This window comes from Halomonas sp. MMH1-48 (genome assembly GCF_022348105.1).
Taxonomy (GTDB): domain Bacteria; phylum Pseudomonadota; class Gammaproteobacteria; order Pseudomonadales; family Halomonadaceae; genus Vreelandella; species Vreelandella piezotolerans.
In genome coordinates this window covers 1-14,251 of the sequence record NZ_JAKRFL010000026.1, presented here as the reverse complement: position 1 = coordinate 14,251, position 14,251 = coordinate 1, and the positions used below count along the sequence as shown (strand labels likewise).

8 protein-coding genes are annotated in these 14,251 nt (G+C 57.6%); 1 reads left to right on the top strand and 7 read right to left on the bottom strand.

Annotation, left to right across the window (positions count from 1 at the left end; all coding sequences use genetic code 11):
• Positions 1-47: 47 nt before the first annotated feature.
• The 4 genes from hrpA to MHM37_RS15900 all read right to left on the bottom strand — a co-directional run bounded on the left by hrpA (position 48) and on the right by MHM37_RS15900 (position 7,233).
• Positions 48-3,959: an ATP-dependent RNA helicase HrpA gene (hrpA, locus tag MHM37_RS15915; protein ID WP_231125545.1), complete on the bottom strand. Its 3,912-nt coding sequence runs from the start codon at positions 3,957-3,959 to the stop codon at positions 48-50.
• Positions 3,960-4,162: 203 nt separating this feature from the next.
• On the bottom strand, positions 4,163-5,836 hold the full coding sequence (locus tag MHM37_RS15910; protein WP_239297296.1) for an AMP-binding protein: 1,674 nt from the start codon (positions 5,834-5,836) through the stop codon (positions 4,163-4,165).
• A gap of 164 nt (positions 5,837-6,000) precedes the next feature.
• Entirely contained in the window at positions 6,001-6,780 is a 780-nt protein-coding gene (locus MHM37_RS15905; protein WP_153842443.1) for a class II glutamine amidotransferase, read from the bottom strand.
• A gap of 27 nt (positions 6,781-6,807) precedes the next feature.
• Complete coding sequence (locus MHM37_RS15900) at positions 6,808-7,233, bottom strand: hypothetical protein (RefSeq protein WP_139525627.1); 426 nt, start codon at positions 7,231-7,233, stop codon at positions 6,808-6,810.
• 62 nt (positions 7,234-7,295) lie between these two features.
• Between MHM37_RS15900 and MHM37_RS15895 the strand changes: the two genes are divergently transcribed.
• Positions 7,296-9,371, top strand: coding sequence for a prolyl oligopeptidase family serine peptidase (locus MHM37_RS15895; RefSeq protein WP_219863256.1), 2,076 nt, complete (start codon positions 7,296-7,298; stop codon positions 9,369-9,371).
• Here the strand turns inward: MHM37_RS15895 and MHM37_RS15890 are convergent.
• Genes MHM37_RS15890 through MHM37_RS15880 form a run of 3 tightly spaced genes read right to left on the bottom strand, consistent with a single transcriptional unit; the run spans position 9,343 to position 14,040 of the window.
• Positions 9,343-9,957: a biliverdin-producing heme oxygenase gene (locus tag MHM37_RS15890; RefSeq protein WP_139525625.1), complete on the bottom strand. Its 615-nt coding sequence runs from the start codon at positions 9,955-9,957 to the stop codon at positions 9,343-9,345. The two genes, MHM37_RS15895 and MHM37_RS15890, sit on opposite strands and share 29 nt — an antisense overlap.
• Entirely contained in the window at positions 9,947-11,437 is a 1,491-nt protein-coding gene (locus tag MHM37_RS15885) for a GAF domain-containing protein (RefSeq protein WP_239297295.1), read from the bottom strand. Before MHM37_RS15885 ends, MHM37_RS15890 begins: the two co-directional genes overlap by 11 nt.
• Entirely contained in the window at positions 11,434-14,040 is a 2,607-nt protein-coding gene (locus MHM37_RS15880) for an EAL domain-containing protein (protein ID WP_239297294.1), read from the bottom strand. The genes MHM37_RS15885 and MHM37_RS15880 overlap by 4 nt, the downstream gene beginning before the upstream one ends.
• Positions 14,041-14,251 lie beyond the last annotated feature (211 nt).

Sequence of the window (14,251 nt, the reverse complement as noted above, 5' to 3'; positions counted from 1 at the left end):
AGTATCGTGCAGGCAGACCATCCTGCTCTGTGCTGACGAACGCTGTGTTAGGGATGCGTGATCTCTTCCCAGCGTTTTTCCAGGCGCTTTACTGACACCGGCATTTTTGTTCCGAGCTGCTGCGCAAACAGAGAAACACGCAGCTCCTGGAGCCACCAGCCGAATACCACGAGTGCCGGGTCTTCAGCGTTACCGCGTCGCTCGCTTTTGCGTCGCGCGTCGAAGCGTTCTTCGAGCGCCTGGACATCCTGCATCATCATTTGATCACGACCTCGTTCGCGGGCCGCCTTTTCAAGGCGAATCAACGCGGCTTCGGTATAGCGTGGATACTCATCGAGCCACTCCCCAGCATCGCGAATGAAGCCAGGATAGACCAACCGCTGCATCTGTGCGCTCACATCACTGTAAACGAGCGCTAACGCAAAATTGAGCTTCCCTTTAAGCACCTTGGTGACGGCTAAATGCCCTTTCAAGGCGTTTTCAACCCGCTCCAAAAGCGTTACCGCATAGGGAATCAGCGAGTCGCCGGTCCTATCGAGACGCTCGGCGAGCTCAGGGGCAGAGCGGGGCAGCGGATGTGTCGCCACCACCTGGGTAAACACTGCTAGCAGCAAGTCGTCCACGAGCACCTGCTTAGTGCCTACTTTAGCAAATAGCAGCGCGCACTTTTCCACCCCAGGCAAGCGTTTGATCGCTTTCACTTGCTCGGGCTGCTTTGCGATGGCTAACCGGGCAACGCCCTCTTGGTGGGCCGCAGTGGCTTTCGCAGGGTGATCGAACAGGCTGACGTTGAAATGATGCCCATTGGCGACCAGCGCTGGATAGGCTTCTACACGAATGCCCGCTTGCGTGGTCACACGCGACTCGGGCAGCGGTGTCTGAGGTAGTTCGTCCATCGAAGGCGCTTGGCTTGCCTGATCGGCCAACGCCTGGGCCCCTGCACTAGCCGCCTCTTCGAAACGCTTCTCTAGTGCCCTCACGTCGCGCCCCTGGCCAAGCATGTCACCCGCATGATCGACCACTCGCACGTTCATGATCAGGTGCGGGGGTAGCAAATCGAGACGCCAATCGTCTGGATGAACACGGGTGCCGGTACGTCGGCGAATGAACTCACCCAACGCTTCGGTAAGCGGCCGCTCATCGGGCGCTAGCGTCTCCAATGCAGCATCGACCCAGTCAGGAATGGGCACTACCTGACGACGAATGCTTTTCGGCAGCGATTTCAAAAGCGCAATACACTTCTCGCGTAGAAGCCCCGGCACCAACCACTCAAGGGCATGAACGGGCAACTGCGGTAGCATGGCCGCAGGCACGGTTAGGGTCACGCCATCGTCGGCGGCATCCGGGTCGAAGTGGTAACTGACCGGGTACGCGACGCCAGACAGCGTTAAATGATCTGGATACTGCGCCAGAGTGACGTCATGGGCATCCCGGGCCTTGAGAGCATCGATATCGAACTTGAGCAGCTCAGGGTCCTGACGCTCGGCCTGCTTACGCCAGTGCTCGAAGCCCTTGCCATTGACGACATCTGCGGGTATGCGCTCGTCGTAGAAGGCAAAGAGCGTCTCTTCGTCAACGAGAATATCCCGCCGACGGGCGCGATCTTCTAGCGCTTCGACTTCATCGATTAGCGCACGATTATGGGCGAAGAACGCCCCTTTGGTTTGAAACTCGCCTTCCACTAGCGCCCGGCGGATGAACAGCTCCCGCGACTCCTGTGGCGCAATGGGCCCATAATGAACACGACGGCGCGCTACGATAGGTAGGCCAAACAGAGTGACCTGCTCGAAGGCGACCACCTGGGCACGCTTCATCTCCCAGTGAGGCTCACTGTAGCTGCGTTTCACCAAGTGTTCCGCCTGCGGTTCGATCCATTGGGGGTCGATTTTGGCGACGGTGCGGGCAAACAGCTTGGTGGTTTCGATCAACTCGAAGGCCATGACCCATTTGGGGGTTTTCTTGGCCAGCCCTGAGCCTGGATGAATCATGAACTTGCGGTTTCGCGCGCCGAGGTACTCGCGGTTTTCAAGTAACGTGCCCAAATGGGAGAGCAGACCCGATAGTAACGCCTGATGCAGCTTACCGGACGTTTTCCGTCTGGCTTGCTTGGCCTGCTCTTCGCTTTCGTTCTCATCACGGGGTAGCGGCGCGGGCACCTCGATATCCATATCCCGCAACAGCTGGCGTAGCTGGCGAAACGTATCGTGCCACTCGCGCATGCGCAGGTAGTTGATGTAGTGCTCGCGACACCAGCGGCGCAGCTGGTTGCCGGATAGCGCATCGCGGGCGTTATCAATGCCATGCCACAAGTTCAACAACGCCACGAAGTCGGAATCCGGATCGTGCCAGCGCTGATGCGCCTGGTCGGCGGCTTGGCGCTTGTCGGCGGGCCGATCGCGGGGGTCTTGAATCGCCAGCGCCGATACGACAATCAGTACGTCACGCAGGCAGCCCCGCTCTGCACCAGCCAACACCATACGGGCCAAGCGAGGGTCGATGGGCAGCTTCGCCAGCTTACGGCCCAGTGTGCTCAGTTGCTGCTTCTCGTTGACGGCACCGAGCTCGAAAAGCAGCCTAAAGCCATCTTTGACGAAGCGACTATCGGGCGGGTCGACGAAGGGGAAGTCTTCGATACTGCCTAGCTTGAGTGCCAGCATCGACAAAATGACCGACGCCAGGTTGGTACGCTGGATCTCCGGGTCGGTGAACGCGGGCCGAGACAGAAAATCCTCTTCGTCGTAAAGACGAATACAGACGCCTTCGGCGATCCGGCCGCAGCGGCCCTTGCGCTGATTGGCGCTGGCCTGGCTGACTGGCTCGATGGGCAGTCGCTGAATTTTTGCCCGGTAGCTGTAACGGCTGATGCGCACAAGGCCCGGGTCAATGACGTAGCGTATCCCCGGCACGGTGAGTGAGGTTTCGGCCACGTTCGTCGCCAGTACGATCCGCCGTCCCCGGTGAGGAGCAAACACCCGATTCTGCTCTTCGTTGGAGAGGCGCGCGTACAGCGGCAAAATCTCGGTGCCTTTCAAGTCAGCACGGCGCAACGTATCGGCAGTTTCACGGATCTCCCGCTCGCCGGGTAAAAACACCAGTACGTCCCGGGGGCCATGCAGCCAGCCTTTTTCTCGTTCGATCGTTTCGATTTCTCGCACGGCGTGAACGATGCCTTCTTGCAGTGTGCGGTCCTCTTCATCCTCATCGCTGCGCGCCAACGGACGGTAATGCACGTCTACCGGGAACGTTCGGCCCGACACCTCGACCACCGGCGCTGGCGTTTCAGGCGTGCCGAAATGCGCCGCAAAACGCTCCACATCGATTGTGGCCGAGGTGATGATGACTTTCAGATCAGGACGCTTAGGCAGCAATCGCTTGAGGTAGCCAAGCAAGAAATCGATGTTCAGGCTGCGCTCGTGGGCTTCGTCAATGATCAGCGTGTCGTAACGGAGCAGCAGAGGATCGTGTTGAGTCTCGGCCAGCAGGATTCCGTCGGTCATCAGCTTGACGAGCGTGCTCGGTGAGCTTTGGTCGTTGAAACGGACCTGATAGCCCACTTGCTCGCCTAGTGGTACGCTCAACTCCTCCGCCAGACGCCCCGCGACGCTGCGCGCCGCCAGACGCCGTGGCTGAGTATGGCCAATCAACCCTTTACGGCCACGACCCAGCTCCAGACACATTTTAGGTAACTGAGTGGTTTTACCCGACCCCGTCTCCCCGGCCACGACCACCACTTGATGGTCACGGATCGCGGCGAGAATATCCTCACGGCGCTCTACCACCGGCAGCTCTGCCGGGTAATCCAGCGTCACGCGGAGGCTTTCCCGCTGGGCCAGCAATTGCTTGGCTTGGTCGACCTCCCGCTCCACCTCGTTCAAACCGCGGTCGATCGGTTTGTTCTCTCGCTGCCGCCGCCGTAGGCCCGCCACCCGACGCGAGAGCCGCTCCTGATCACGCCGCATGACGTGATCTAGCGACGCCTTGAGCGTTGCTAGTGAGGAAGCGTTGTCTTGCAGGGTGTCGATACGGGATGAGTGCGTGTCGGTGGTCACGTTAGGCTCGGTTCCATCTCAGAATAAACGTCGGCCCACTTGCAAGTGGGCCGACCATTGTAACGCTTTCGCGAACGAGACGCCTAACGTCCGCTTGACCGAGTACTCACGCTTTATGGCGTAGAAGGCTTTTCCTGATCACGCAGTTGGCGGCGCAGCACCTTGCCCACGTTGGTCTTCGGTAGCTCATCGCGGAACTCGATGTATTTGGGCACTTTGTACGCAGTTAGCTCTTTCTTGCACCAAGCCCGTAACGTCTCGGCATCGAGCTGGCTGTTTTTCGACACCACGAATAGCTTGATGGCCTCACCCGCGTTCTCATCGGCGACGCCCACGGCCGCTGCTTCCAACACATCTGGATGTGCTGCGACGACGTCCTCGACCTCATTGGGGTAGACGTTGAAACCCGACACCAAAATCATGTCCTTCTTACGATCCACGATTTTGATGTAGCCGTCGCTCTGTAATACAGCGATATCTCCTGTCCGGAACCAGCCGTCATCATCGATGGCGTTACGCGTTTCCTCTTCACGCTGCCAATAACCTTTCATGACCTGAGGGCCCTTCACACACAGCTCCCCTGGCTCTCCAAACGGCATATCTTGGCCATCGCCATCCACCACTTTCACCGACGTACCCGCGACCGGTTTGCCAATGGTGCCCAATTGAATGGCATCGTTGGGGTTGAAGCTGACGATAGGCGACGTCTCGGTAAGGCCGTAGCCTTCGGCAATCGGGCAACCGGTGGTCTCTTCCCAGCGCTGAGCAGCCGCCTTGGTCAGCGCCATGCCGCCGGAAATGGTCAGTTTCAATTTGGAGAAGTCGAGCTGTTTGAAGTCATCACGATTACATAGCGCGTTAAATAGCGTGTTGAGGCCGATAAAACCGGTAAACGGCAGCCCTTTGAGTTCTTTAACGAAATTGGGCAAATCTCGAGGATTGGTGATGAGCAGCGAGTGATTGCCGGTTTCCATCAGGAACAAGCAGTTCACGGTAAAGGTGTAGATGTGGTAGACAGGCAACGGCGCAATTACCAGCTCTTCACCATCGGTGAGATGTTCACCGATGGCTGAACGGGCCTGTAGCATGTTCGCCACCAAATTGCGGTGGGTCAGCATGGCCCCTTTAGGCATACCGGTCGTGCCGCCCGTGTACTGCAGCGCTGCCAAATCCTCCAACGTGCGCTCCACAGGGGTGTGCTTTAGCGACGCGCCTTTCTTCAGTGCGTCTCTAAAGCCAACGGCGCTGGGCAGCGAGTAGGCAGGCACCATTTTCTTGACGTGCTTCACGATGGCATTGATGAGCCAACGCTTGGGGGCATCGTGCAGGTCGGCAAGCTGCGTTACCAATACATGCTTGATGTCCGTTTTATCGAGCACTTTTTCTAGCTTGTCGGCCATATTGGCCAAGATCACGATGGCCTTGGCATTGGAGTCTTTGAACTGGTGCGCCATCTCCCGCTCGGTATACAGCGGGTTGGTGTTGACCACCACGAGCCCCGCCCGCAAGGCACCAAACACTGCCACGGGGAACTGAAGCACGTTCGGCAACTGGATGGCGATCCTGTCTCCTGGCACCAAGTCGGTCTCATGCTGAAGCCAAGCCGCGAAGTGAGCCGAAAGACGGTCAAGGTCGGAAAAACTCAGCGTTTTGCCCATGCAGGTAAACGCGGGCTTGCTTGAAAAACGTGAGACGGCTGAGTGAAAAACATCCGTAATAGAGTGGTAGTCTTCCAACCCTTCAAGCGCTGGTCCGCTTAAAATAGAGGTGTTGGCGTGTTCGCTCATGGGCTATCTCCGCTATCCGTGTCGATATGAGACCGACCTTGTTATTGTGGTGGGGTTGTATAAAGCGACTAAATGCCAACGATATACGACGTTTAAGGCACTGTAAAACGATCGATTGAAACTTACGTTTCAACTTTAGCTTATACCCTTCTAACCCTATTGCATTATGGACAATATCGCGCGCTGATTTCTCCCTCACGCCATACCAGTAACTCCCCTGGCACCATGCGCTGCCATGCCTCGTTTTGAGTGAGCGGCTCAGTCGCAATGACCGATACGATATCGTTGGGCGTCGTATGCTCGATGAAATTGACTGTCATCTCAGCATCAGATAGCTCCGCCTCACCAAAGGGCGCACGCCGAGTGATGTGCGCCAACTTGGTGGTGCAATAGCTATAAAGATAGACGCCGTCAGAAAGGAGTAAATTAAAAACGCCTAAACCCCTGAGCTGCTCACATAGTGAATGCAGTGTTTCCCATAGTGCCTCTGGCGAAGCCGGTGGCATAGGAAACGTGCGCCGCAGTTCACCCATGATCCAGCAAAACGCATGCTCGCTATCGGTATTGCCCACCGGGGTGTACATCCCTAAGGGCAGCGACTGCCAGTCGCTCAGTTGACCATTATGAGCGTAACACCAAGGCCGACCCCACATTTCACGGGTAAACGGATGCGTGTTGGCCAGCCTTACCCCGCCCACGTTGGCTTGGCGAATATGACTGATGACGACGTTGGATTTGATCGGATACTCACAGATCAAGCGGGCAATCGGTGAATCCACGGACGGGTGAGGGTCTCTGAATTCGCGATAGCCGCCCTCCTCATAAAAGGCGATACCCCAACCGTCGCGGTGCGGGCCTGTGCCTCCACCGCGGTGCAAGAAGCCTGAGAAGCTGAAGCAAATATCGGTGGGCACGTTGGCACTCATGCCCAGCAATTCACACATGGGCGCGCTCCTTTGCTGCTTCTCCCACTAGCGGATGACCGGTTCACGGCGACGTGTCGGCTGGGGGGCCTCTTCCGCTTGATGGCGCGGCGGGGTGTGCTCTTCAGGCAACGGGCGACGCCACCACCACAGCGCGATGCCAATGCCTGCCCCCAGCGCTACGCCCAGCACGGCCCACAGCAGCCCGGTGCGCATGGCGCTTGCGCTGTGCTCAAAGAAACCAACGGCCGCCACCATCGCCGAGGGCGCCCAGCCGGTATAAAACTCCCCCTCCTCAACCAGCGGCAAGCGGTAGTTCGCAGGCATCCACATGGCGCCCGCCACGCACCAGGTGATCACTAATCTTGGCAGACGTGGAAACAGGGCCAACGCAAAGTACACCGCTAACAGAACCAGCAGTGAAAGACCGTAATAACTTAACCACAGCAGTGACATTGAGTCTGCAAACAGCATAATACCCCTCATGTGGGTGGAATCACCCGACGTTGATTTCCCGTTATGGTACCTGTCAATTTATGAAAGCACAGCCTGGTATGCACGAAGGCTCGCCCGTCGCGCACTATTATCGCGCCGATGATCCTGAATGGCACTGGTTAGAAGACCGCGAGAGCACTGACGTCAGCGATTTCATCACTGCGGCCAACCAGCAGCATGCCGACTGGTTTGCCCCCCTCTCACCCCTAGCGGATACGCTCTACCGTTCGCACCTTGCACGCAGGGAGTTAGCGGTCAAGAGTCTAGAGACAGTGCTTGACCACTTTACGTTCTGGAGCGAGACCGGCGCGGAAGATGATTACCCTTGCTGGTGGCGTTACCCCAACGGCCAGCCAGAGCAAAAAACCTGTTTTCTCGATGTCCGCGAGCGCGCTGCTCATCAGCCGTTCTTTGATATGGGGGACATGGCCCTCTCTCCCGACGAGCAGTGGCTGGCCTGGACGGAAGACACTCAGGGAGACGAGCGTTTTACGCTGTGGTTGAAAAGGCTGCCTAACGGAGCGCCCCGTCAGCTACTCAGCGATATCGGCCCCAGCGTTTGCTGGGCGGAAGACCAAAGCGCCGAGGGTGCCACGCTTCTATTCACCCGCTTCGACGATACCCAACGACCAGACAGCTTATGGCGTCTGTGGGTCGCTTTTGCCAAGGACGGGGGTCAGCCATCTCCTGAATTGATCTTCCGCGAAGCCGATCCGGAATTCTGGGTCGGCGTGGGCAAAACACGCTCGAAAGCCTGGTTAATGATCGAAACTGGGTCGAAGGAGACCACGGAAGTGCTTGCTCTTCCAGCCCACCGGCCAGCCGTCCCGCCGGTATGTCTTCATGCTCGCCAACCGGGTGTAGAGGTAAGTATCGATCATCGCCCTGGCACGTTCTATCGCTTGAACAACCAAACGGGACCACACTTCCAGTTAGACATCCGCACCGATTCGTTGAGCAACCCACAGGCGCCTTGGCAAACGCTGATTCCTCACCGCGACGATGCAACGCTCGAAGGTATGGATGCATTCTCATGGGGGCTAATTCTGGCCGAGCGCAGCCATCAAGATGCACAGGTAAGGTTGCGCCGTGTGGAACTGGATGCGCAACATCATTTCCTATTCGATGGCTATTTGGCGCTGCCGGAAACGCTTTGCTCACAGCTTCTGGAAGACTCGCCCCACTTCGATACGCGCACGCTGCATCTACGAGAAGAGTCGTTCACCCGCCCGCCAAGCTGGTACGCCCTGGATCTCGATAGCGGTCAACGCAAACTGTTGAAGCGCGTCGCCGTTCACGGCCACCTGACACCTGAGCAATTGACCAGTCGCCGAATATGGGCGACCAGCCACGATGGGGAGCAGGTGCCCATCTCGGTGGTCATGCGGACCGACTTGGCCGACCAACCGCTGCCCACTCTGCTGTACGGTTATGGTGCCTACGGGGACGCACTGGACCCCTGGTTTTCGATTGCCCGACTGGAGCTTCTGGAACGCGGCGTCGCGTTTGCCGTGGCTCATGTGCGGGGTGGTGGTGAGCGCGGCGAACCGTGGTACTTGAAGGGCAAGATGGCCCACAAAGAAAACAGCTTTCACGACTTTTTAGCCGCCCGTGAGGCCCTCGTCACCGCCCATGTCAGTCAACCTGAGCGGGTGATCGCCTATGGGGCCAGCGCCGGTGGGCTACTGGTAGGCACCTGCCTTAACCGCGCGCCCGAGGCGTTCTGTGCCGCCGTATTGGATGTGCCTTTTCTGGATGTGCTGCGCACCATGCAAAACCCAGCGCTGCCGCTCACCACGGCCGAGTACACGGAATGGGGGAATCCTGAAGACCCAAATGTCGCCAAGCGTATCGCGGGCTACTCGCCTATCGACAACATCCAACCGCAGCGTTACCCAGCGCTGTGGGTCGAAGGAAGCTGGTTCGATACTCGGGTGAGCTACTGGGAGCCTGCCAAGTTCTACGCCCGCGTCACACAGGCGCAGCAGGGAGACGCGCCCATTCTGCTGCATACCGACATGAGCAGTGGGCACGGTGGCGCCTCGGGCAGGTTCAAAGCCTGGCGGGATGCCGCACGCCAAGACGCATTCATTCTATGGGCGCTAGGGCTGGCGTAATGGCGTCGTCGGCGGGAAGCGCCGCAGTGAGCGCTTGGTTGAACTCACCAAAGGCTTGGCGAGCGCCCATAACGACGTCGGGCCATGTGGACTCAGGACACACGGCTTCGGCATAGTGCCAAAAAGCAGCCCATGCGTGGGGAGTCAGCGGCACGTCGGTAAAAAAACGGCATGGCACCTGCTCCCCCAGTAAGCGCCGAACATGCCGACCAATCAGCTGTCCGCCCAGTCGAGACCCCTCTAGCACGTACATCATTCCCACCTTTTCGTATGCGTTGGCGGGGGCGGTGAACGGCCAAGCCGACTGCTGCGGTTGATTCAGGCCTACGAGGTCCTGGCGAAGCAGTGGCTCCCGCAGGGTCAATGGATAGCGCGCTTCGTCATCTACTGGCGACTGATCTAACGTAAACTCCAGCCCGGCAATGGCAGGATAAAGCGCCGCAAGCCCACGTCCAAAGCGGGTCCTATCAAGGTGAGGACTCAGCAGTGTCACCAATGCCGGATGATGGTCGATGCAGCGATGGTCGGCTTTCGTCGCGAGCCTTAGTGTCTGCGCCAGTAGCCCCCCTGCATCTTTATGCTTCATTTTGCCGCCACGGTATTGTCTTGGCTTGCTGGAGCAGCGCACGTAGTTTTAAAAGATGAAGACGGGTACTTTTGGTCCAGGGTCGGCTGTGCCCCAGTCGCTGTTCGACCCAAGCTTCGAAGGACCGCCTTGGTGACACCATGCTGCCTCCTTCGCGGTAATCCACCGGCTTATCGGGATTACCTCCCCAGGTGACGTTGTAAATGTGCTCCACGCGGCATAAGTAAAGATTGACGGTATGATGCGAGTCGAAGGGAAGATCGCTGATCAATGCCACACCCGCCACTTCACTAAGCGGCATCCCTGGGCAATCACGCTGCAGACACTCGCTGACCCAAACATTGCTGGACTCCTTCGCAGCCTGGGTCGCGACCATCGCCATCACATGAGGCGTCAATCCTACGCCTTGCTGGTAGTACTCCTCCCCCATCTGCAGTATGACGCCATCTACACTGAAGGTGTCCATCAACCACTCGCTCAACTCGTCCCAGGCGCTTTCAAGCTCGCCGTGACGCATCAGCACCGACTTAGCGTGATCGAAGTAGCGCTGCAGACCATCGATGACTTGCTGACGCCGACGCGCTTTGAAATCGCGCAGACGTAAGTTAAACCCCTCACTCAACGTACGTATGGACTCAAGCTGGCTGAGCGTAAGCTGTTTGGGCATAGCAGCATGGCAAGAGATAAGCGCATCCAACTCTCCCCCCTGGATGATCGGTAGCGAGACGGCACCCTCAACGCCCATATTGGCCATGTACTCCAAGTGCACTGGCGAGGCACTGCGCAGGTCGACGTAGCTCAAGTCAGGCGTTGCATCGGCCTGGGTCGCATAGATCGGTACAGGGGCGGCCGTGGCATCGGGAATCGTACGCCACGGGTTCTTCAAATAGAGTTGGCGAGCGATATAGGGTATGTCGCTGGCGGGAAAACGCAGCCCACGATAGCTGCCCGTCACGCCCTCGCGGCGCGCCTCGGCGATCACCTCACCATCACCCTCTGGCATGAAACGGTAATAGAGCAACCGGTCGAAACCACTCACCGCCAGCAGGCTATCCATTAGCGCCTGACACTGGCTTGCCAGCTCATCAGCACTCTCCGGCACAGCCGTAGGAGGGCTGACGGCAACCATCGGTGCGGCATGGGCATCGACAGGATACAATTCATAGATCCAACCGCGCCCATGATGCTGAGTCACCACGACATCGAACTCTTGCCGGGGCGTTTCGCATTGACCCGCATGCCGCTCTCCAGGACCTAGGTTGGGGAGCGTTTTGACGATACCGTCAAGAAAGGCGGGCAACGGCTTTCCCAGGGCTACTTGGGGCTCCACATCCCTCAATAGAGTCTCTGCATTGGCCGAAACGTGTGAGACCGTGCCATCGACATCGGTAATCAGCAGCACACCATGGGGCTGAATGGCGCCAGAAAGGTGTAGCGCCTCCTGCTCACAGTGGTGGATAAAGCCACGGGATTGGGTCATGACACTACATCCTGAGAGGGGGCATCGTGGGGGTGACCACTGCCGGTAATCAAGGCCGTGAATTCGGCCAGCGGTAACGGTTTCGAGAGTAGGTAACCTTGAACAAAGTCACAGTCGTTTTCAATCAACCACGCTAATTGAGAGGAGGTTTCGACCCCCTCCCCCACGGTGCGAATGCCCAAGGCCTTTGCCATACCCAAAATCGCCAGCGCAATGGCGCGATCACCCTCGTCTTTTTCCCCTAAACCATCCACGAAGCTTTTGTCTATTTTCAACTCGGCCAAGGGCAGCCGCTTCAAGTACGCTAGCGATGAGTAACCAGTGCCGAAGTCGTCCACGGCCAGTTTAATGCCCGCTTCACGCAGTTTTTCGATATTGCCCAACGCCGAACTCGACCGATCCACTAGGGTACTTTCCGTGATTTCCACCTGAATCAGCGAGCAAGGCACCCGGTACTGTTTCAAGCAGCCGAACAGATGCGTAATGAAGCGCTCCTCTTGAAAACTACGCGCGGATACGTTCATGGCCACTGGCGGCGGCGTCAGTCCATCGTCACGCCACTTGGCCAATTGGCGAATCAATTGCAATGCTACGTAGCGGTCCAGCTCCAGAATCAGGCCGGTCGCTTCGGCCACCGGTATGAAATCGACAGGACTTACCTGTCCCAGCGTGGGATCGACCCACCGCAGCAGCGCCTCGGCTCCGGATAACGCGCCTTGGTCGACACAGACGAATTTCGGCTGGTACACCAGCTGTAAACGGTCGTGTTCCATTCCGTCGCGCAGGGCATGCTCGATGGCGACATCACGCATCAGGCGTGCTTGAAGCTCGGGTTTAAACAATTCGAACCGATCACGACCATTTTCTTTGGCTCGATACATTGCCGTATCAGCGGCTTTGGTGAGCCCAGCCACGTCGTCACCATCATCGGGGCAGAACGCCAAGCCAACGCTAGAGGTCACGAACAGCGCATGACGGCGCACGTCGAAAGGCTTGGAGAGTGCCTCGACAATCCGCTTAGCGACCTGCTCGGCCCCTTCGATGGAGGTATCCACGAGGATGACCGTAAACTCGTCACCGCCTAGGCGGGCAACGGTATCCATGTCCCGCACCAGCTCTTTCAGACGATGCGCGACTTGAATGAGCAGCTCATCCCCAACGTCATGCCCCAGGGTATCGTTGATACTCTTAAAGTTGTCCAAATCCAAAAACATTAGTGCGCTGGCCTGCTCACTACGCTTGGCGTGAGCAATCGCTACTTTGAGACGGTCCTGAAACAGCGTTCGATTCGGCAAGCCGGTCAGCGCATCGTGGGTGGCCAAATACTCTGCTTGGCGCTGCGACTCCTTGATATGGCTGATGTCCGAAAAGACCGCTACACATAGCGCTTCGTCTTGGCTATCGGGCTCGATCATATTGAGCGTTAGCCACTGCGAAAATAGCGTGCCGTCTCGGCGTTTGTTGAACACTTCACCCTGCCAATATCCGTGCTGTTTGACGATTTCCCACAGCACATAGCAAGTGCCCCGTCGTTGCCTACCCTCCTGGCTGTCATCGTCGCGGTACAGCAAGGGTAGCGCGGGCTGTCCCTCGACAGCGTCAGCCGCATACCCCGTAATGCGACTAAACGCATTATTGACCGACCTAACATTGCCTTGGGCATCGATGACGACAATCGCCTCGCCAGCTTGCTCGAAGACCTTCGAGGCCACCAGCATTTCTCGTTCGGCGTGTTTACGCGCGGTAATATCTTCAGACTCAGTCAAAATCAAGTAGGGATGGCCTTGCTCGTCACGTAGCACTTGATGCACGCAGGACAAGACACGCGCAGTGCCGTGATCGCTGGGGAGCGTATGCTCAGCCTCAACGATTTTTTGAAAGCGCACCGCATCCATGTCCCGCGCCCATACCGAGCCTGCGTATGCGTCTGGGAAAAGCTCGAAGACACTTCGCCCAATCAATTGCTCTTTCGTGAGACCAAACGTTTTGAGAAACTGCGGATTGGCAAACGTGTAGCGTCCGTTGAGATCTTTCAACGCGACCATGATCGTGCTGTTTTCCATCAGCGCTTGCATTTGCGCTTGAGATTGTCTGAGCTTCGCTTGCACTTGGCTCAGGTCGGTCACGTCCATCAACGTAACGACCAGTAGCTCCACCGTCCCTTGCTGATTGATGCCGGGGGTGATCAGCCGCTGTAGTAGTCGCCCTTCGAGTTCGATAACGCTCTCCACCGGTGCAGCCTGCCGGGCAACGTCTGCCATGGCGTTCTCTAGATCATCGAACACCTGCGGTAAGCGAAGCCCCGACACATGGCGCATCAGCGCGGTTGGACGAACATTGAACGAGCGTGCAGCAGGCGCATTGTAGCGTTTGAGACAAAGTGCACCATCGAATACTAGTAGCGGAAAATCGAGCGCATCGTACAGATAGGTATATTCTTCGTTGAGCTTCGTCAGCTCGCCGGTTTTCACGTTGAGCTCTTCATTCAAGCTGATCAGTTCTTCGTTCGTCGCTTGCAGCTCTTCGTTGGACGCTTCCAACTCTTCGTTCGTGGCCTGAAGCTCTTCATTAGACGCTTGGGCCTCTTCGTTGAGCGACTGCATCTCCTCATTGGCGGTCGCTAGCTCTTCAATGAGCGACTGTAAATGTTCGCGAGTGGCCTCTAGCTCATCCTCTAAACTATCGGCCCCCCACTGTCAAGCTAGTTGGAGTGTCAGCGGCTGTTAGACTCTGAACGATGTGGGGCGTGACGAGGTTCCGATGAAGTACTCCGACGAGCGCCGGGAAGCCATCCTCAAGAAGCTGCTCCCGCCG